The sequence below is a fragment of the Pontibacter sp. HSC-36F09 genome, assembly GCF_024171605.1.
In the GTDB taxonomy this organism is placed as follows: Bacteria; Bacteroidota; Bacteroidia; order Cytophagales; family Hymenobacteraceae; genus Pontibacter.
In genome coordinates this window covers 213,912-233,607 of record NZ_JALKAA010000002.1, presented here as the reverse complement: position 1 = coordinate 233,607, position 19,696 = coordinate 213,912, and the positions used below count along the sequence as shown (strand labels likewise).

Genomic DNA, 19,696 nt, shown 5'->3' with positions numbered 1-19,696 from the left:
TTTATAATTCATTAATTTTTACTTAATCTAAGAATTATTGTTTTAGAAAATAAAGAATCTTTAATTCTTTAACCTCCACTACCTTTGATGAAACGCACAGAACTAACGGCAGAGAACTCTTATTTGCGGGATACAAAAGAGTGTGAAATGGAAATGAAATAATACGGCCACTACAGGGATTCTGGAATTCTCCATCAGGATGAAATGACAATAAAAAAGGCAGTAGCTTTCGCCACCGCCTTTCTGTTCAATCAATACTATATCTTACTCGTAGAGTGGCTTTTCGCGCAGATCCACAAGGGTTGCTTCCGGCGATACACGTTTGGCACGCAGGAAGCGGGCCAGTTCTGAAGCATCGTGGTTTTCGGCGGATGGGTTCATGCTGTTGATGCGCACGCGGCCGGCAGAGTGAATAAATTCCTGGTTACCGCCAATCCACATACCTACGTGCACCACGCGCTCCGGCTTGCCGTCTTCGGCTGGCACACCGAAAAACAACAGATCGCCCGGACGCATATCATCCCAACCTTTGTCAGTGTTCACTAGCTCGCCAATATGCACCTGCTGCGAAGCATCGCGTGGCAATACCAGCCCGTTCATAAAGAAAATGGTTTTGGTAAAGCCGCTGCAGTCCATTCCTTTCACAGAAGTGCCGCCCCATAGGTATGGCATACCTAGCATTTCTTTGCTGGAAGCCACCAGGTTATCTTCGGTTGGTTTGCGCGTGGCTACCCATTCCTTGAAATCCATGGCTTCGGCAGCGGCAACAAAACCGGTTCGCCCGTCCGGGAAGGCAACTTCATAAAAATCTTTTGTCTTGTTCTTGAGTACCATCACGTCACCGTACACCATGTCGGACACACTTGAGGAATTCCTGTCTGCGGTGGCGTGCGCGAAACCATAGGTTTTGGTGTAAATCAACTTCTTGCCTTGCTGCCAGTTATTGAAGGCAGTCTGGTCCATCAAAGCGATGCCACCATAATCCACCCACGACAGGTAGTGGTCTGGCGTCTGCACCAAGTACCAGCCGTTTTGCTTCTTCCATACCTTGAGTGGGGTGCCCATCGTGGCCTGTGTCGCCAGTTCGGCGGAGTGGGTCGGCTTAGAGCGTATGTTGGCCACTGAAATGGTGACTACAGCATAATGCTTGCCCCCCAGTTCTGCTTCCGGCAGCACCTGTATGCTGTCTACGAACGTCACATTGGCTGCCTGCAAACGCTTTAGCAAATCCGCTTTGGCCTCAGACATGTTGGTTTCGCCCCGAAGTACATTCCCCTTGGGCTCCACATCAAACAGCGCAACCCGCTTGTCGGGTGCAAACTGTTGCCGCACGACATCGATATGTGGCTTGGCCGGGGAAACTGCGGGCTCAACCTTAGACGCAGTGGCGGTTTCGGTAGTAGTGCTTTGTGTGCCGGTGCAGGAAGCAAGCACCAGCAAAAGCAACAGCACGAATGGGTTCTTTTTGATCATGGTATCGGTTTTTAATCGGCTGCCAACGCAAGTGCCTGACAACAGCATTATTCACTAAACATTTATCTTTCTATAATAATTCGTTACTGAGGCGCCACCAGCTGCATGAGTATGGCTGAGATGTAGGCGCCATAGGTACCCACCGCATAGCCGAGTATAGCCAGCAATACGCCCACCGGTGCCAGTGCCGGATGGAAGGCAGCTGCCACGATAGGCGCGGAGGCGGCACCGCCCACGTTGGCCTGGCTGCCAACTGCCAGGAAAAAGAAAGGTGCCTTGACGAGTTTCCCAACAATAAGTAGCAGCAGCATGTGTATCGAAATCCAGATGATGCCCACCAGGAACAAGCCCGGCTGACTCACGATGGCGGTCACGTCCATCTGCATGCCGATGGTAGCCACCAGGATGTAGAGGAAAATACTAGCGATACGGGAAGCACCTGCGCCCTCCAAGTTACGGGCTTTGGTGGTAGACAGGAGCATCCCGAAGGTAGTAGCCAGCACCACCAACCAGAAGAAGCCGGAGGTAAGGCTGAACTGAGCCAGCTCCGGCGCATTTGCCTCGATCCAGGGGGCAATGATATCTGCAAAGAAGTGAGCTACGCCGGTTATACCAAATCCTACGCCTGCTATCAGCATCAGATCTGACAGTGTCGGAATTTTCATAATGCTTTGACGGTACTTCTCAATTTTGTTTTTCAGGTCATTCACAGCCGAGCTGTCGGCTTTAAAGAAAGTGTCTATCTTCTCTGACCTGCCTGCGCCGTAAAGCAGCACGGCCATCCAGATGTTGGCCACGATCACATCTACAGCAATCACGGCTGAGAATAGGTTTGGATTAGGTTTGAACACCTCGTACATGGCCAGTTGGTTAGCGCCGCCGCCAATCCAGCTACCTGCTATCGTGGAGAGACCACGCCACACGGCATCGGGCCCCGCTCCCCCTACAATATCAGGCGCAAATGTGGAGACGATGAGGATAGCCAACGGACCGCCAATGATGATACCGACTGTACCCGTGATAAACATCAGGCCCGCTTTGTGGCGCAGCTTCCAGATTTCTTTCAGGTCGAGGCTGATGGTGAACAGCACCAAACTTGCCGGCAACAGGTAACGCGAAGCCATGCCATACAAGGCTGACGTTTCCCCAGAGATGATATTGAGCGAGTTGAGTATGCTAGGTATAAGGTAACAAAGCAAAAGCGATGGCACAACCGAGTAGAATTTCTTGAACACGGTACGCTCACTCGATGAGGTTTTGAAAATAATGGCAAGGATGATGATGAGAATACCCAGCACAACGGCATCGTTGGTGATGAGGGGTGCTGTAGCGGTAGTGGTTTCTTCCATGTAGTGCAGACTTCCCTATTAAAGGGGTGTTGGGTTAGATTTTTAAGGTCTGTAAAATGTAATTTGAATTGTTTGGGTGCTGTAATAACGTTTATTTGGTGCCTTTTTAAGGCTAATGTCAGGCAAATTCATTGATTAAGGCCGTTAATCGCTGAATATCCTCCTGCTGATGCGCACTACTCAGAATAACCCTGGTGATCGGGTCGTCGGCAGGCGTCGGGTAGCGGAAGCTGGAGATGATCACGCCATGTTCCTGCAGGTATGCTGCCAGGCGATGCTCGCGCACCCCGAAAACCGGATACCTTTCAAAGTAACTGAATTGCTCGGGCCGCTCCAAATGCTCCAGAAAATAAGCGATGTTCGCAAACAGCTTTTCACGGGCTTCTTTGAACACTGATTCACATTTCAAAAAGGCATATAGGTAAGCAGGTATAGCCGGGGAAGCACCACCGAAATAATGGCTGTGCCGCAACCTATCTACCAAACTTTTATCACCCAGCACGACACCGGCAGGTATACCTAAGGCCTTGCCCATGGAGCTGGCTACCACCAGTCGCAAGTTTGGTTGCAGACGGGCATTCAGCTGTGCAAATACACCGTCACCGTCTTCACCTGTCACACCAAAGCCATGCGAATCGTCTACGATCAGCGTGATTTGCTTGTCTGTCGGCAAAGCGCTCAGCCAGCTGAATCCATGGTTGCGTGCTTTGAGCGGGTCGAGGGAATTGCAGACCAGGATGATGTGACTTTCCTTCACAGACTTTACCTGCTGCAGCATCGGAGCAACCCAGGCGTCATAGTCACCGGTAACTTCGTCGGCGGTGCTGCGCCAGAGCGCCGGATGCGTGTTGGGAGCATAGATAAAATGTCCGTTTCCCTGCAGGGTCTGCACCAGCGCCTGCCCCGCCAGGTAACCCGACGACATCGTAAAAGCCGCTTCGGCTCCGGTATACGTGGCAAGGTACTCTTCCGCCTCCTCGAACACCCGCAGCTGCAGGTTGGAATTGCGCGAACTGGAGTAGTTGGTGCCATAGCGGGCCATCCCTTCCAGCACGCAGTTCCTGAAAGCCTCATTGACAGGTATACCCAGGTAGGAGGTCCCGCTAAAGAACAGGAACTCCGTCCCCTCTACCACCAGGGTGCGACCCGGTAGTTGGTCTGTGTATACCTTGTTTGCCATTATGCGTTGAGGGTAACGCCTGTGCCGTTCACATTTTCGCTGTAGCTCACTTTGCCGTAGTCGATGGTGACGCCAGTAGCGATATCTTTGCTCAGCAGCAGGGCGCCGTCCATGTCCACGTAGTCGAGCATTGGCAGCAACTGCGCGATGGCCGATATACCTACGCTGGATTCTGTCATGCAACCCACCATCACTTTCATACCCAGGCTCTTGGCTTCAGTGATCATACGACGGGCAGGTGTCAGACCACCGCATTTCGTGAGTTTGATGTTCACACCATGGAACAGTCCGTGACATTTGGCTACGTCAGCTTCGGTAATGCAGCTTTCATCGGCGATCAGGGGCAGTTCGGAGCGCTTGTATACCTCTTTCATTCCTTCCAGATCGTCGGCTTTCATAGGCTGCTCGATAAACTGCACGCCCAGTTCCTTCAGTTGCTTTGAATTCTCAATGGTTTCTTCCACACCCCAGGCACAGTTGGCATCTACGCGGAAAATAGCGTCGGTGTGCTTGCGTAGCTCCTTGATAATGGCCACGTCTTCTTTTGTACCCAGCTTGATTTTGTAAAGCGGCCACGGCATTTCCTGCAACTTTTTCACCATGTTATCGATGGAGGCGATGCCGATGGTATAGTTGGTGAGCGGCATGTTCTTCGCCTCGAGGCCCCAGATTTTATAGAGCGGCTGGCCTTTCATTTTGCCGAACAGATCGTTAGCGGCCAGGTCGAGTGCGCAGAGGGCAAAAGGATGGTTCGTTAAATGTGGCTGCATCTGCGCCCAGAATTCCTCCGGCGAAGTCAGCTCGGTCGACTCGATTTTCTCGCGGATGTTCTCCAGCGCTGCGGTCATGCTCTCGATGGTGAAGCCATAGTACGGATTGCTGGTTGCCTCGCCATAGCCTTTGTGCTCGCCGTGCTGCAGCTCCACAATCATGGTCGGCTGCACATCGCGGGAGTCGTAGGAGATGGTAAAGGTATGCCGCAGCGGCAGGTCAAAAGAGCGTATCGTTAGTTTCAACATGGTGTTGGTTTGTTTGTATGGTCAGGTATAGATACTTAATTGTTTGTTGCTAATTGTTTTAAGATTGCTCGTCCGGGTTTCTTAATCCGGAAGTAAACTATTGGGTTTTCCTAATTCCCCTGCCATGTAAAATGCAGATTACAAATCCGCAACAGTTAGATTTTGGATTGAAAAACCCGAAATAGCTTCTACTTAATACTTCTCGTGCACCTCGGTCATAATACGTTCCATGGCGCTTCTAATCTCTGCCGAAGATGTTTTAAAATTATTATTCATAAAGCTGTACATCAAGAGCTTACCACTCTTCGTGATAATGTAGCCGCTTTGGTTGTGCACGTGCGCCAGTGTGCCCGATTTGCCAAACACAAAGGGAACATCCGCTTTGTAGATATTCCGGAAAGTGCCTGGTCTTCCGCCTACGGCCAGCATAGGCAGCAGCCTCTCCCTCGGTCGCTCGGCGTGCATTTTCTGCAGAAGCGCAATGATGCTGCGTGGCGTGAACATGTTCATGGTCGAAAGGCCCGAGCCATCTATCCAAACCGGTGCATCCGGCAGGTCAGACAGGTAATTTTGCACGGCATATTTGATGGCCCGTTCTACCGACAAGGTATCAGAGAAAGTGCCGGAGCTCAGCATCATCAGTTGCTCTGCCATCAGGTTGTCGCTTACCTGCAGCATACGTTTGAATACGGAATCGGCAGGCAGACCGTACAGAATCTGACCACCCGCAGGTATAGGTCGCTTCACCAGTTTAACGGAGCGCTTCAGGGTGTCGGCCAGGAGTTGTACAGTCAGTTCCGGCGAGGTGATAAAAGGAACTTCCTGTGAAAAAGCGATCGATGCCCGCTTCGGGTTGTAGGCAATGTCGTTCGCGCGCCATGCTCTGCGGAAGGTGTCGCGGTGCGCGTTTTTGGAGGTATCTGGTTTTACGTACTTCTGAAAATAAGCTGGTGTGGTGGTATAGGCCGAGGTGCTGTCTTTTTTGAACTTTATAATGTTGCCATGGATCGGGAAAGGGCTGCGCTCCGGCTGGTAGTAGTAGTTGTAATCGTCCCAGCCCCAATTAGTGGCGAAGGGCGTGCTGGTCATGGGTGCCTCGATGTAGTAGAGTTTCTCCTTGCGGTTCTTCAGGAAATCGTAGGCGATGTTGTTCTGAAGGTCCATGTGCGTGAAGGTCGGGTCACCGGTGCCCCAGAAGATCAGTGAGTCGCCTGTGGCCACGTACTTGAGCGCAGGTATAGAATCGCCCAGCATTTTGGAAGCCGCATAAAACGTGAACAGCTTGGTGTTGGAAGCAGGCACGAAGTACTTGTCGGCATTGTGCTCCACCACCGCCTTGCCCAGTTCCGGGTCGTACAATACAAAACCTACGAAGCTTTTCTGCAAAGCCGCCACTTCCATCACCTGCCGCTGAATCTCCGCCGGTCCGTAAGGTGCAGGCGCTTCCGCCACGGGTTTGGCAGCGCTACAGCCAAGGAGGAAGAACAAGCCGAGGCAAGGGAAGAGTTTTAAGATATACCGGGTGAGTAGAGGTTTGGTCATGGGTGGTGGATGTTTAGTGCTTTTGTAGTCTATGCTTAATGCCCTGAATTTATCTTTCTACTCCTCTCATATTTCCATACTTCTTAACTATTTGTCGGAGTTCTTCAAGTGTCAAGCTCAGGTATGATTGGTCAGAATTAAATTCAAACTTCAGTTCATTATCATTCTCTGTAAACTCTTCAAATTTTCCCTTAATGTTTACATGTCCAAGCTCATCATAAGTGACAACGAACTCCAAATTGGACTCATAATTAGTAAAATTGGCAGTACCTTTTATTTCTTTATTGCAGGCTTCCAACCTTTTAAAGAAGTCATGCAGCTCCCCTGTAGATGTCCACAAGGTTGATTTGACCATGAAGTTATTCGACTTTATCTCTATGGAAGAGCGTACTTCATAACCTCCCCAATTACAGGTCGATTCAGGAAAACCATACACTTCCTGAAAGGAAATTTTTAAGTGATTCCCGTTATCTCCTTTGATTGAGAATTCTTCCATACTTTGAGTAAGTCATAGTTTAAGATTTGCATACTTCTTGATGAATAAATCACTAAATAATATCCTACAGGCTATATTTAAACCAAACGTCAACTATAGATCAATTTTGCTCCTAATAGACTTAGAGAATACTCTTCACCTTCGTCTAAAAGGTTTCCTTCAACATAAATCTCTTCTAGAAATTGAAGTTTCTTCTCATCCGCTTTGTCTTTGAAGAATATTACAATCTTTCTGTTTTGATTTTTATAGTCGATACAGGACGAGACATATGAATGGCCTCCATTAGCACCATTTGAAAGTACCCTAAACTCAGTTAGTTTGAGTGTAGTATGATTATCCATTCTCCTCAGTTTTAGTTACCTGCTATCTTTTGAACCACGGGTCTTAATACGGCACAGTTCATACCTTTCATTTAAACTTTCTTATATCAGTTTAAATACGATAGAGAATCTCCCCCAATTTACAAATACTTCTGATACAGGTTATAAAGAATCAACTTCTCGTCCTCCGTTAGTGGGCTGTTTACATCATTCTGGATGAAGTGAATCTTGAAAGCGCGCACGGCAGCCTCGGGATTACGCACATCATAGCCGATGATGCGCAGGGCGTCGAGTGGGTTAAAGTGCTCGGGCAGTGTATACTTCGGCACTGTCTCCATCACCAGCAAAGGGGTCTGGTCGCCTTCGCCGCCTACAGGCACTTCGCGCAGCACTTGCTCTTTATCCAGCACATCCTCGTCGAACCACAGACCAAAACCATTGTCGGCCAGCGTCTTCCATGGAAACAGCGGGCTTGGGTCTACTTTGCGAACCGGGGCGATGTCGGCGTGACCGATGAAGTTTTCGGCAGGTATACCGTGCTCTTTTTTAAGCTTACCCAATACGGCAATCAGGCTGTTGATCATCTCCTCCGTAAAAGGCTCGGAGCCATTATTGTCGAGCTCTATACCTATGGAAGAAGAGTTGAGGTCGGTGTTGCTGCCCCACCTGCTGTTGCCGCCGTGCCAGGCGCGCATATGGTCGTGCAGCATCTGGTATACCTTGCCATCGCGCCCGATCACGTAATGCGAGCTCACCTTCGTGGAGGGCATGGTGAAGGTTTTCAAGGTATGGTCCGTGGAGTTTTGCGCCGTGTGGTGGATGATCACGAAGTTGGGCTTGCGCAGATTGAAATTGGTAGTACCCACCCAGTGATCACCTTGCGGGTAGGTGTGTTCGCCATTCGGGGCTGTAGGTATAACCCGCAGCGATTTAGCATAGGCCTTGGCCTGTTTTTTATACGATTTGTTGGTTGCGGCGTAAGGGTTAGTAGCGCAGCTTGCCAGCAGGCCGCAGCCTAGTATTAGGGCAAATGCTTGAGTAAAAATTCGTTTCATTATTTGTTTACTTGTTCAGTAAATATATAAAATCAATTTGGCTATACCTGCCAGTGGTAGCTGTACCGTGAGTTTAGCGACAACGCAAATGCGGTTTTGCATAGGCCGGTTTGTAAGAGCGTAGCGGCTGCTTTGCAGGTATAGCTACTGTTTCGTTCTATAGCTTGCCCGGGCGGGCCTTACTTTTTTCCTTGATGAAAAAATCGAGGGCCCCTACCCCCACTCGCTGAACGCTCAAACAGTGGATTGTCGTTTTATGCACTTGGCAAAGCGATCTGTTTCATTGTTCAAGTGCAAGTTATCTTTTCTATACCTGCCAGTGGTCTGTGGCATCAACTAAAACGCTTGTACCTATCAACTGACAGTTACAGATTCCCCGCCTTGGATAAGGAGGGGTTAGGGGTGGTTGGACCCGGTATCTGCGAAAATCCTGTCAATCCGTGGGGGTAGAGGCCCTCTTTCATCTTGCAAATCCTGATTTAGACAAAAAAATTATACACGAAAACTCACTCTACCCTTTCAAATCCGAGCTATACCCCATTCTAATCAAAGACAACCAGGTATAAACCGCATCCTTACATCCTGATCGAATACCCTATAGGTATACCCGCTATAACATCGTATATTTGGTACTGATTACTTACTCACTCCACGCCCCTAATATTGCTTTTATTTGCAGGAATTTAAAAAATTACCGCAAATAAAAATACTTATACCTGAAAACTATTAAATTGCAGTGTATCTGATAGTAAATAAACCTATATCACCTTGAAACCATCCTATTACCTCTCGATGGCCCTTGTTTTGTTGCTGATTTTCGGCACAAACAACCTGCAAGGCCAGTCCAACAAAGCAAAAACAGGAAAAGCCACTACCAAGAAAGCGCCCGCTGCCAGCTATACGCCGGGCCGCGACGCTGATTTCCTGCAGTACACCAACAGCCGCTGGGTAGATTCTGTCATGAAGACCCTGACGCCTGAAGAACGGATCGCCCAGTTGATCTCGATTCCAGTGTACTCCAACAAAAACCAGGCGCACATCGACTCGATCAGCAACATCGTGAAGACCTATAAAGTAGGTGGCATGATCTTCTTCCAGGGTGGTCCGGTGCGTCAGGCCAAAATGACCAACCGCTACCAGCAGGAAAGCAAAGTGCCGCTCATGATCTCCATCGACGGTGAGTGGGGTCTGGCCATGCGTCTCGACAGCACCATCCGCTTCCCTTACCAAATGGCGTTGGGCGGCATCGAGAACGAGCGCCTCATCTACGAAATGGGTGCCGAGATTGCACGCCAATGCCAGCGCCTGGGGGTGCATGTGAACTTCGCCCCTACTGTGGACATCAACAACAACGCAAACAACCCGGTAATTGGCTTCCGCTCTTTCGGTGAGAATAAATATAACGTGGCCAGCAAATCACTGGCGTACATGAAGGGTATGCAGGATAACCGCGTGCTGGCCAGCGCCAAGCACTTCCCGGGTCACGGCGACACCAACGTGGACTCGCACTACGGTCTGCCCCTGATCAACTTCTCCCGCATCCGCCTCGACTCTACTGAGCTGCACCCTTTCCGCGCCCTGATGGACAAAGGACTGGGTAGCGTGATGGTGGCGCACATGAACATCCCGGTGCTCGACAACACACCAAACCTGGCCTCTACCCTGTCGAAGCCGATTGTAACAGACCTGCTCAAAAACGAGCTCAACTACAAAGGACTGGTGTTTACTGATGCCCTCAACATGCAGGGCGTGGCCAAGTTCTACCCTCCGGGGGTAGTGGACGTGAAGGCTTTGGTGGCCGGTAACGATGTGATGCTGAACACAATGGATGTAAAAACCACCATCCAGGAAGTAAAAAAAGCCATTGCCAACAAGGAGATCTCGCAGGCTGAGATCGACTTCCGTGTTCGCAAAGTATTGGCCGCCAAGCAATGGGTGGGCCTCGACAAGTGGGAACCAATCGAAACCAAGAACCTGGTTGCTGACCTCAACAATCCACATGCGCAGTACCTGAACCGTCAGCTGACTGCGGCTTCGCTCACGCTGCTTCGCAATAAAAACAGCATCCTGCCAATCCAGACACTCGACACGTTGAAAGTGGCAGCGTTAGCGATCGGCACTACAAAAGAAACCGCTTTCCAGCGCGATCTGGCCCGCTATACGCAGGTAGACACTTTCTTCCTGAAGCCAACCAACTCTATTGAGGAGCTACAGGCCATGAAGGAGAAGTTGAAAGATTACAACCTGATCATCGCAGGCGTGCACGCGCTGCAACTCAAGGCGGGAAGTAGCAATTTCGGCATCACCGCCGAGATGAACCTGTTCCTCAAAGAGCTTATTCGTAATAAGAAAACCATTGTGAGCGTGTTTGGCAACGTGTATAGCCTCGCCGAGATGGAGAGCCTCAACAAAGCAGATGCCGTGATTGCCGCTTACCAGGAGAATGCCGTTACGCAGGACCTTGTTTCGCAGATGATCTTTGGAGGTATAGGTGCTACGGGCAAGTTACCGGTAACCGTGAGCAACTCTTTCAAAATCGGTGACGGCCTGCTGACCCACGGTGGTGTTCGCCTGGCCTACTCCATGCCGGAGGCGGTAGGTATAAAATCACAGGATCTGGCAGGTATAGACTCACTCGTGCACCAGGCGATTCGCGAAGAAGCCGCTCCGGGTGCGCAAGTGCTGGTGGCCAAGGATGGCAAGGTGATCTACCACAAAGCCTTCGGATACCATACCTACGACAAGCAACAGCCGGTACATATCGATGACCTCTACGACCTGGCTTCTGTGACGAAGATCAGTACTTCTATGGCTGCGCTGATGCGTCTGAAAGGCGAAGGCCGCTTCGACGAGAACCAGACTTTAGGCCACTACCTGCCGATGGCTGCCGGCACGAACAAAGCTGACCTGAACTACCGCGACATCCTCACCCACCAGGCCCGCCTGAAATCCTGGATTCCTTTCTGGAAAGAGACGGTGAAGAAAAACGGTAACTTCAAGTGGCGCACCTTCAAGGCCGATTCTTCTGCCCGCTTCCCGATCAAAGTGGCGGATAACCTGTACATCCACCGCAAGTATGCCGACAAGATCTACAAGGAGATCATGGAGTCGCCCCTGAACGAGAAGCCGGGATACGTATACAGCGACCTGTCTTTCATTCTGGCGCCGAAAGTAGTGGAGAACATTACTGGTGTAGGTTTCGAGACATACCTGCAGAACTCCATTTACAAGCCACTGGGTGCCAGCACTCTGACGTTCAACCCATACAAGAACTACCCGCTGTCGCGCATTGTGCCAACCGAGTTTGAACCACACTTCCGCAAGCAACTGCTGCACGGAACGGTGCACGACGAAGGCGCTGCCATGCTGGGCGGAGTGAGCGGACACGCTGGTCTGTTCGGCAACTCCAACGATGTAGCCAAACTGATGCAGCTATACCTGAACGACGGTGAGTATGCCAATAAGCGTTACATCGCCGAGAACGTAGTAAAGGAGTACAGCAAATGCCAGTTCTGCGACCAGGGCAACTACCGCGCCCTCGGCTTCGACCGTCCGGCCAAACCAGGCGCGCCAAACAGCAATGCAGCTCCAGGTGCTCCGGTAGAGAGTTTCGGTCACTCGGGCTTCACGGGTACTTATACCTGGGTTGATCCGGTGAATAACCTGGTGTATGTGTTCCTGAGCAACCGCGTGAACCCGACCCGCGAGAACAACAAACTCAGCAAGCTCAATACCCGCACCGGCGTGCTGCAAGTGGTGTATGACGCCATGGGCAAGAGCAAAGAGAAACAGCCTGCAGAGGCTTCTGTGAAGTAATCCTATAAGGTATAGCCGTCCCGCACGAAACGGGGCGGCTATCTTTTTATACATCGAGCATCATCGCTATACCTTAATCATCGCCATACCTTAAACCCACTCCGATGACTAAACTTTCTACAGCACCACATTTGACTGACGCCGGCTTGCTGCGTCCGAAAACCTACGAGCGCTACCTTTCCCTAGACGTGCTCCGCGGACTCACCATCGCGCTGATGATCGTGGTGAACAACCCCGGCAGTTGGGGCAGCATTTACGCCCCTTTCAAGCACGCTGCCTGGCATGGCTTTACAGTGACCGACCTAGTGTTCCCGTCTTTTCTGTTTGTGGTGGGCAACGCCATGAGCTTTAGCATGCGCAAGTTCGAAACGCAACCTGACAGCGTGTTTCTACGCAAGGTATTCAAGCGCACGGCACTTATTTTCCTGATCGGCCTGTTTCTCAACCTCTTTCCGTTTATCACAAGAGATCCGGAAGGAGCTATCGTGATGAAAGACTTCACGGCGGTTCGTATTATGGGGGTGCTGCAGCGTATCGCGCTGTGTTATCTTATTGCCTCGTTGGCCGTGCATTACCTCAAGTTCAAAGGGGCCGCTATTTTCAGTGTGGTAGTGTTGTTTGGCTACTGGGCTGTGATGTACTTCTTCGGCGACTCCGCTGATCCGTACAGTGTTGCCGGCAATGCCGCCCGCAAGTTCGACGACCTGATCATACCTGAAACCAACCTCTACAAAGGCTTTGGCATGCCCTTCGATCCGGAAGGATTGCTGAGTACACTGCCGGCCACCGTGAACGTGATTGCCGGTTACTTTGCCGGTCTGTTCATCCAGAAAAGTGGCAACAGCCTGAGCACCGTCTTCAAGCTGATTGTGGCTGGCGCTGTGCTGGTGGCCATGGCCTTGGTGTGGGATATCTATTTCCCGATCAACAAGCCGATCTGGACGAGCTCTTACGTGCTGCACTCCGTTGGCCTGAGCGTGATGCTAATTGCCGGCCTGATGCTGGTGATCGAGGTACTTGGCTTTGTGAAATGGTCATACTTCTTCGAAGCATTCGGCAAGAATCCTCTCTTCATTTTCGCCTTCGCCACGTTGGTCATCAAGCTGCTCAATTTCATTCGGATAGACGACACGAGTTTGCAGAAGTGGCTCTATACCCAGCTGTTCCTGAGCTGGTCCGAAGGCAAAACGGCCTCCCTCCTCTTCGCCTTAGCTTATATGCTGGTGATGTGGGTGATCGGATTCTGGATGGACAAGAAAAAGATCTATGTGAAGGTATAGGGAAACCTTATATCTGAGATAAAAAGCCTGTTCCTTAACCGGGGCAGGCTTTTTTGCTTTCAGGATTCATAGATAAACAGAATTGAGGGTCGTAGGAACAGGTCGCAATCTGTCTGAATCTTGCACGAATAATTTTTGTAATGAATATCCTAGCTATTATTAAGAAGAGTCCTTTTAAGGTTAAACGTTTCCTTGTTGCATTGCCAGCCGCCGGGCAGATAGGTCGCGACCTGTACCTACAGATTAAACACATCATTGCAAGAATCTTGTCAATTCATAAATCTGAAAATACTTAGGGATTAGGTCATCCTGTAGACTCCCGTACAAAATTCAGTGCTTATATCATCCTACATATTTCAGAAAAAAATCTATATTTGGTTTTCGAAGATTAAACACGACCAGAATGCTTAAGGAGGAACGGCAGTCTTTTATTATCAAGCAAATAAATCTGCATAACAAGGTGCTTTCATCGGATTTGAGTTTGAAGCTTAACGTGTCGGAAGATACCGTTAGAAGAGACTTGAACGAGCTGGCTGAAAGCGGCCAGATCCTGAAGGTACACGGCGGCGCCTTGTCAAAGTCCTTTCATTATCCGTTCAGCCAGTCAGAGGTTTACGCCAAGGAATCGAAGAAGGAGATTGCGCGCAAGGTGATAGACCTTTTGAAAGATGGCATGAGTGTGCTGGTAGGCGGCGGTACCACCATGATTGAAGTGGCCCGCATGATACCCGACACCCTCCGTTGTACCTTCTTCACGGTTAGCCCGCTGGTGGCGCTGGAACTGGCCGAGCGGCCGAACATCAACGTGATTTTGCTGGGCGGGCAGCTCTCCAAGAACTCCCACATCATGATCGGCGCGCAGGTAGTAAACCAGCTCTCCGAGATCAAAGTTGACTTGTGTATACTGGGTACCAACTCCCTCTCCATAGAAGACGGCCTCACCGACTCCGACTGGGAAGTAGTCCAGGTGAAGAAAGCCATGATACGCTCCGCCAAGAAAACCGCCATTATGAGCATCGCCGAAAAGCTCGGCTCTAACCAGAACATGAAGATTTGCGACCTCAACTCGATCCATTACCTGGTGACAGATCTGAGACCTGCTGATGTGTGCTTAAAAGAATATGCAGCAGTAATTGAGGTGGTGTAAGAATAAACTGCATAAAAAAGACGCCTGTTGCTTTAACAGGCGTCTTTTTTATGTTATTACATGATTATCTTACAAACACTCATCCAGTAGATAAACAATCGACTCGTAGTTGCGGCCGACTGCCTCCGTCATTGCCATTTCACAGGTCTTTGCTGAAGAGTAATACCCGTCATATTCGCGTTGCTTTACCTCGGCAGCTTCTGGTGCGGTGGCGGAAGCGGTGAGCTCCGGAACTAAGAAGCCACGGTCACCGGCCATACCACAACAACCAGCGTGCATCGGTACTGTCACTTCCTCTGCTAACTGTCGGGCTATACTTACAAAACGTCCTTCCATTCCCATTTTCTGTAAAGAACAAACCGGGTGCAGCACCACATTTGCTTTCTTGCGGAGCACCGTGGCCTTCGGCAGGATGAAATCGGCGATGTAGTCGATGCTATCAATGATTTTGATCGCATCAAATTTAGCCTTGTTCTCAGCGGTGAGCACGGGGCGACAGTTCTGCAGCGTCTGTGTACAGGACGTGATATCAAGCACCAGCGGAAGGCGGCCTTTTTCGGTCCACTGCCATACCTTCTCGATCGTTTCGTTGGCGGTGTAGGCGTAGGCCTTGCTATACCCTTTAGAAGAAAAGATCTGTCCGCAGCAGGCGCCTTGTACATTCTCCGGAATCGTGAACTTTAGCCCTACCTTATCCGATACGCTTTTGAAGGTGTCGATGATGTTTTTCTTGCCGGACTCCGCAGCGCCCATGGTACGGGAAATACAGGTCGGGAAGTAAACCACGGCAGCCTCCGTAACAGGCGCTGTCGCGTTGGCCATAGACCTGGCTATACCTGGCGCTGGGGCCAGCTGCTTTGTCCAAAGCGGGAAAGACGGGATCATGTCCTTCACCTCTTCCGTTAATCTGGAGAGGGTATTGGCACCCAGCAGTTTATTTACCCCTGTTCCTGCCTGCAGACCAAACTTCACAGTCGCTGCAACGGGTCTGAAATTCTTCGCTACCATCAGCGCTACCTGGTTGGCCAGCTCGCTGTGGTTCTCTCGGCGCAGACGTTTTACCAAGTCGCCGGTGTTGATGTCGACCGGACAAGCGGTGGCGCAGAGACCATCCACGGCGCAAGTGTCGAGGCCGTCGTACTGATATTGGTTGAGTAGCTCTTTGTGCTCCTTCTTCTTTCCTTTGCGCTGCAGGTTGAGCAACTCACGACGCACCACAATGCGTTGGCGTGGCGTGAGCGTAAGGTTGCGGCTCGGGCATTTGTGCTCACAAAATCCACACTCCATACAGCGGTCCACTTCCTCTTCCACCTTCGGCAGGTCTTTCAGGTTCTGGATGTGTGCGTTCTGGTCGTGGTTGATAATCACACCAGGGTTTAGCAGGTTCTCCGGATCAACAACCTGCTTGAGGGTTTTCATGATGCGGTATACCTCTGGTCCCCATTCGGTCTCCACAAAAGGCGCCATGTTGCGACCCGTTCCGTGCTCGGCCTTCAGGGCGCCTTCGTATTTTTTCACCACCAGCTTCACCACTTCTTTCAGGAAGCGGTCGTAGCGGGTAACCTCTGCGGGCGTGTCGAAGGCCTGTGTCACCACAAAGTGGATGTTGCCGTCTTTGGCATGACCAAAGATAATGGCGTTGTGATAACCGTGCTGACGAAAAAGGTTCTGCAGATCAAGTATGGCATCACCGAGCTGGGCAACCGGTACGGCAATGTCTTCTAGCAATACGGTACTGCCGCTGGCTCGCACGGCACCCACGGCCGGGAACATGCCTTTGCGTACTTTCCACAGCAGGGCTTGCTCGATCGGGTCGGTTGTAAACACAGGTTGCTCCAGCAAAGCCAGCTCAGGTGCCAGCGCCATGAACTTTAGGATCTTCTCCTGTACCTCTTCATGTTTGTTTGCCTGAAACTCCACCAGCAAAGCCGCTGCAGTTTCGGGCAGGGTTTTGATCACGGCAGGAACGCCCGCCATGTGCTCGATGGAGCGCAGCGAAGCCCGGTCCATCAGTTCCACCGCTTCGGCCCCTGACTCGGTCAAAGGCACGATGGCCTGACAAGCAGCGTAGATGTCTGGGAAGTAAAGTAGCGCTGTTGATTTGGCCGGATAATCAGGTACGGTTTGCAGCACCGCTTCGGAAATGAAGCCCAGCGTACCCTCCGCTCCGATGAGCAAATGCGCCATGATGTCGAGCGGGTGCTCGTAATCGATGAAGGCATTGACAGAGTACCCAACGGTGTTCTTCGTTTTGTATTTGTGCCGGATCAGGTAATGTAGCTCCGGATTGCTGCGGATCTGCTGCTTGATCTTGTGCAGCGTCAGGTATAGCTCGGGGCACTCCTCGCTGAAGCGCAGGTAATCGATCTGCTTTTCGGTGGTGTAGCACTGGCCATTCGGCAGCACAAAGCTGATGTATTTGGTAGTATGGTAGGAGTTCTTGCTCACACCGCAGCACATACCGCTGGCGTTGTTGGAGAGAATCCCGCCCATCATGGCCGAATTGATACTGGCCGGGTCAGGACCGATCTTGCGCTTATACGGTCGCAGGTGCGCGTTCACAATAGCGCCGATAACGCCAGGTTGTACCCGTACCTGTGCCCCTTCCTGTTCTACCTGCACCTTGTTCCAATACTGGCTCAGGTCCACCAGTATACCGTCTGTGATTGACTGCCCCGAAAGGCTGGTACCTGCCGTGCGGAAGGTAAGCGGCACCTTGTGCTGGTGCGAAAAAGCAAACAGCTGTTTGATCTCCTCTACTGACACCGGCTGTACCACGGCCTTGGGCCTCAGGTAATAAAAGCCCGCGTCAGAAGCGTAGGACACGACATCGATCAGGCGTGCCCGTATGCGCGCTTTTGGTATAATACTCTCCAAAAGCAATACTATATCCATAGGAGGTAGGTTCTTAATAAGTTGTTTGTTTTACTTTGGAGCCTCTTTCAGCCTCCTTTAGCGCATCCATCAACACGCCACCACCCTGCTTGCTGGTTACCAGCAACAGGATGAAGGTAATAGCGGCGTTCAGCACAATCAGCTCAAAGCCCATAGCATAACCTGTCCATTCCATTGAGTTGCTATCAAGTATATAGGTCAGGATTGGCGAGATAAGGCAGATGTACGGCACCAGTTTGTCGGCTACGGCACGTTTGTTGGCCATACCAAAGGCAAACAAGCCCAACAACGGACCGTAGGTATAGCCAGCCGCTTTAAAGATGGCGTTCACCACCGAGTCGTCATTGATGAGCCTGAACACGAGGATCACCAGCAACATCACCACTGAGAAACCAACGTGTACCAGGTGGCGGGTACGGATGAGCTTCACATCGTCGTGGTTTTCCTTCTTGGTAAAGTTCAGGAAGTCCACGCAGAAAGAAGTCGTGAGGGCTGTAAGCGCTGAGTCGGTGGTGGCAAAAGTAGCCGCCGTCAGGCCCAGCATAAAGATAACAGCCGGGATCATGGCCATGTGGTTCAGGGCAATTTCCGGGAACAGATGGTCAGGAGTTGCCAGCGCCGATACATCGATACCTTTGGCCTCGGCATACATGTAAAGCAGGGCGCCCATACTCAGGAAGAAGATATTGATGGAGACAAAGATGGCTGTAAAAGAAAGCATGTTCTTCTGAGCCTCTCCAATGTTCTTACAGCTCAGGTTCTTCTGCATCAGGTCCTGGTCCAGGCCCGTCATAGCGATGGTCACGAAAATACCGCCGATAAAGTGCTTCAGGAAGTGGCTTTTCGTGCCCATGAAATCCTCCCAGAAGAAAATCTTGGAGTAGGAGCTGTCTTTCACTGCCTCAAAGGTCTGTACCAGGTTCAGGTCTAGGCTATTGGCGATGAAGATGATCGAAAAAATAACTGAGCCGATGATAAACACGGTCTGCAGCGTATCGGTGATCACGATGGTTTTAAGGCCACCTTTGTGGGTATAGAGCCAGATCAGGACAAGGCAGATTGCCACCGTGGCCACAAACGGCACGTTCCAGGCGTCGAAAATAAAACGCTGCAGCACGATAGCCACCAAGTATAGGCGAAAAGCCGAGCCAATGGTGCGTGACACCAGAAAGATCATGGCCCCTGTTTTATAGCTCCAATAACCGAATCGCTTCTCCAGATAGGTATAGATAGAGATCAGGTTCATGCGGTAATAAAGTGGCAGGAGCACAAAAGCGATCAGCACAAAACCGACCGTATTGCCGAGCACAAACTGAAAATAACTGAAACTACTATTAACGACCGCCCCAGGTACCGAGATGAAAGTCACGCCCGACAGAGCGGTTCCGATCATACCAAATGCCACGAAGTACCACTTCGAGTTGCGGTTGGCGATGAAGAAACTGGAGTTGTCTGACGCTCCCCGCGAGGTGTAGTAGGATATACCTATCAGCACCGCAAAATAGCCGATCAGAAAAGAGAGAAGGATAATTGGCGACATAATACGTTAATTATTCATTCGCGAAAGAAGGAAATCAGCATTCATGCCTATTCCTTACGCTTCCGCACATGTGTGTAAGTTACTAAGTTTTGCCGAAATGGCGGTAATGTTGTTTGGTTTCAGCTTCGTTTTAACCCTGCTCTGGAATGGTTGAATCAGGATTCAAGAAGACTGCTACCCCCACGTATTAACTGGATGTTCGTGCATGATTACATCCCCCTGCCCCCTTCGAAGGGGGACTTTGGCCTTTACCATTTCACAGGTATGGCTTAGTAGTTTATGTTGTTTAAGCTCCCGCTGATTCAACCCACCCCTAACCCCTCCTTGTCTAAGGCGGAGAGCCTGTAACTGCCACTTCAAGGTATAAGCGTTGTTGTAACAGAAACAAAATACTGGCAGGTATAGCAAGGTTAACTTACCCCGGAAGCGATGAAACAAACAGCATTAGCCAAGTGCACTTTACGGCGCTCCACTGTTTGAGCGGTCAGCGAGTTTGGAACGTCTTGATTTTTTTGCCTACTTTTTTCATCAAGGAAAAAAGTAGGTGCCCGCCGCACAGGCGAAGCTATAAAACGATATTGCTC

The 19,696-nt window shown here is 50.6% G+C and carries 12 protein-coding genes; 3 read left to right on the top strand and 9 right to left on the bottom strand.

The features are described 5' to 3' along the window. Positions 1 to 264: 264 nt before the first annotated feature. The 7 genes from L1278_RS07020 to L1278_RS06990 form a co-directional block, all read right to left on the bottom strand. Complete coding sequence (locus L1278_RS07020) at positions 265 to 1,473, bottom strand: C40 family peptidase (RefSeq protein ID WP_253402317.1); 1,209 nt, start codon at positions 1,471 to 1,473, stop codon at positions 265 to 267. Positions 1,474 to 1,556: 83 nt separating this feature from the next. After that, positions 1,557 to 2,822 (bottom strand): DUF819 domain-containing protein, encoded by a 1,266-nt coding sequence (locus L1278_RS07015; RefSeq protein ID WP_253402315.1) that lies wholly within the window; start codon positions 2,820 to 2,822, stop codon positions 1,557 to 1,559. Positions 2,823 to 2,940: 118 nt separating this feature from the next. Continuing rightward, positions 2,941 to 4,002 carry an aminotransferase class I/II-fold pyridoxal phosphate-dependent enzyme gene (locus L1278_RS07010; protein ID WP_253402312.1) on the bottom strand — a complete coding sequence of 354 codons (1,062 nt, stop codon included), beginning with the start codon at positions 4,000 to 4,002 and terminating at the stop codon, positions 2,941 to 2,943. Continuing rightward, a complete protein-coding gene (locus tag L1278_RS07005) occupies positions 4,002 to 5,018 on the bottom strand; it encodes a dipeptide epimerase (protein ID WP_371927342.1) in 1,017 nt (338 codons plus the stop codon). The genes L1278_RS07010 and L1278_RS07005 overlap by 1 nt, the downstream gene beginning before the upstream one ends. A 195-nt stretch (positions 5,019 to 5,213) precedes the next feature. After that, complete coding sequence (locus tag L1278_RS07000; RefSeq protein WP_253402308.1) at positions 5,214 to 6,563, bottom strand: D-alanyl-D-alanine carboxypeptidase/D-alanyl-D-alanine-endopeptidase; 1,350 nt, start codon at positions 6,561 to 6,563, stop codon at positions 5,214 to 5,216. A 49-nt stretch (positions 6,564 to 6,612) separates the two neighbouring features. Next, the gene (locus L1278_RS06995) at positions 6,613 to 7,059 is read right to left on the bottom strand and encodes a hypothetical protein (RefSeq protein ID WP_253402306.1); all 447 of its coding nucleotides are present in this window, start codon (positions 7,057 to 7,059) and stop codon (positions 6,613 to 6,615) included. Positions 7,060 to 7,519: 460 nt separating this feature from the next. Next, positions 7,520 to 8,434: an N-acetylmuramoyl-L-alanine amidase gene (locus L1278_RS06990; protein WP_253402304.1), complete on the bottom strand. Its 915-nt coding sequence runs from the start codon at positions 8,432 to 8,434 to the stop codon at positions 7,520 to 7,522. Positions 8,435 to 9,202: 768 nt separating this feature from the next. On the opposite strand from L1278_RS06990, the gene L1278_RS06985 reads away from it, so the two are divergent. From L1278_RS06985 to L1278_RS06975, 3 genes are all read left to right on the top strand, one after another. Further along, complete coding sequence (locus L1278_RS06985; RefSeq protein WP_253402303.1) at positions 9,203 to 12,250, top strand: glycoside hydrolase family 3 N-terminal domain-containing protein; 3,048 nt, start codon at positions 9,203 to 9,205, stop codon at positions 12,248 to 12,250. Between the two features lie 104 nt (positions 12,251 to 12,354). Further along, a complete protein-coding gene (locus L1278_RS06980) occupies positions 12,355 to 13,530 on the top strand; it encodes an acyltransferase family protein (RefSeq protein WP_253402301.1) in 1,176 nt (391 codons plus the stop codon). A gap of 403 nt (positions 13,531 to 13,933) precedes the next feature. Next, positions 13,934 to 14,677: a DeoR/GlpR family DNA-binding transcription regulator gene (locus L1278_RS06975; RefSeq protein ID WP_253402299.1), complete on the top strand. Its 744-nt coding sequence runs from the start codon at positions 13,934 to 13,936 to the stop codon at positions 14,675 to 14,677. A 69-nt stretch (positions 14,678 to 14,746) separates the two neighbouring features. On the opposite strand, the gene L1278_RS06970 is transcribed toward L1278_RS06975, so the two are convergent. Continuing rightward, a complete protein-coding gene (locus L1278_RS06970; protein ID WP_253402297.1) occupies positions 14,747 to 17,572 on the bottom strand; it encodes an FAD-binding and (Fe-S)-binding domain-containing protein in 2,826 nt (941 codons plus the stop codon). Positions 17,573 to 17,585: 13 nt separating this feature from the next. After that, positions 17,586 to 19,112 (bottom strand): sodium:solute symporter, encoded by a 1,527-nt coding sequence (locus L1278_RS06965; RefSeq protein ID WP_253402295.1) that lies wholly within the window; start codon positions 19,110 to 19,112, stop codon positions 17,586 to 17,588. Positions 19,113 to 19,696 lie beyond the last annotated feature (584 nt).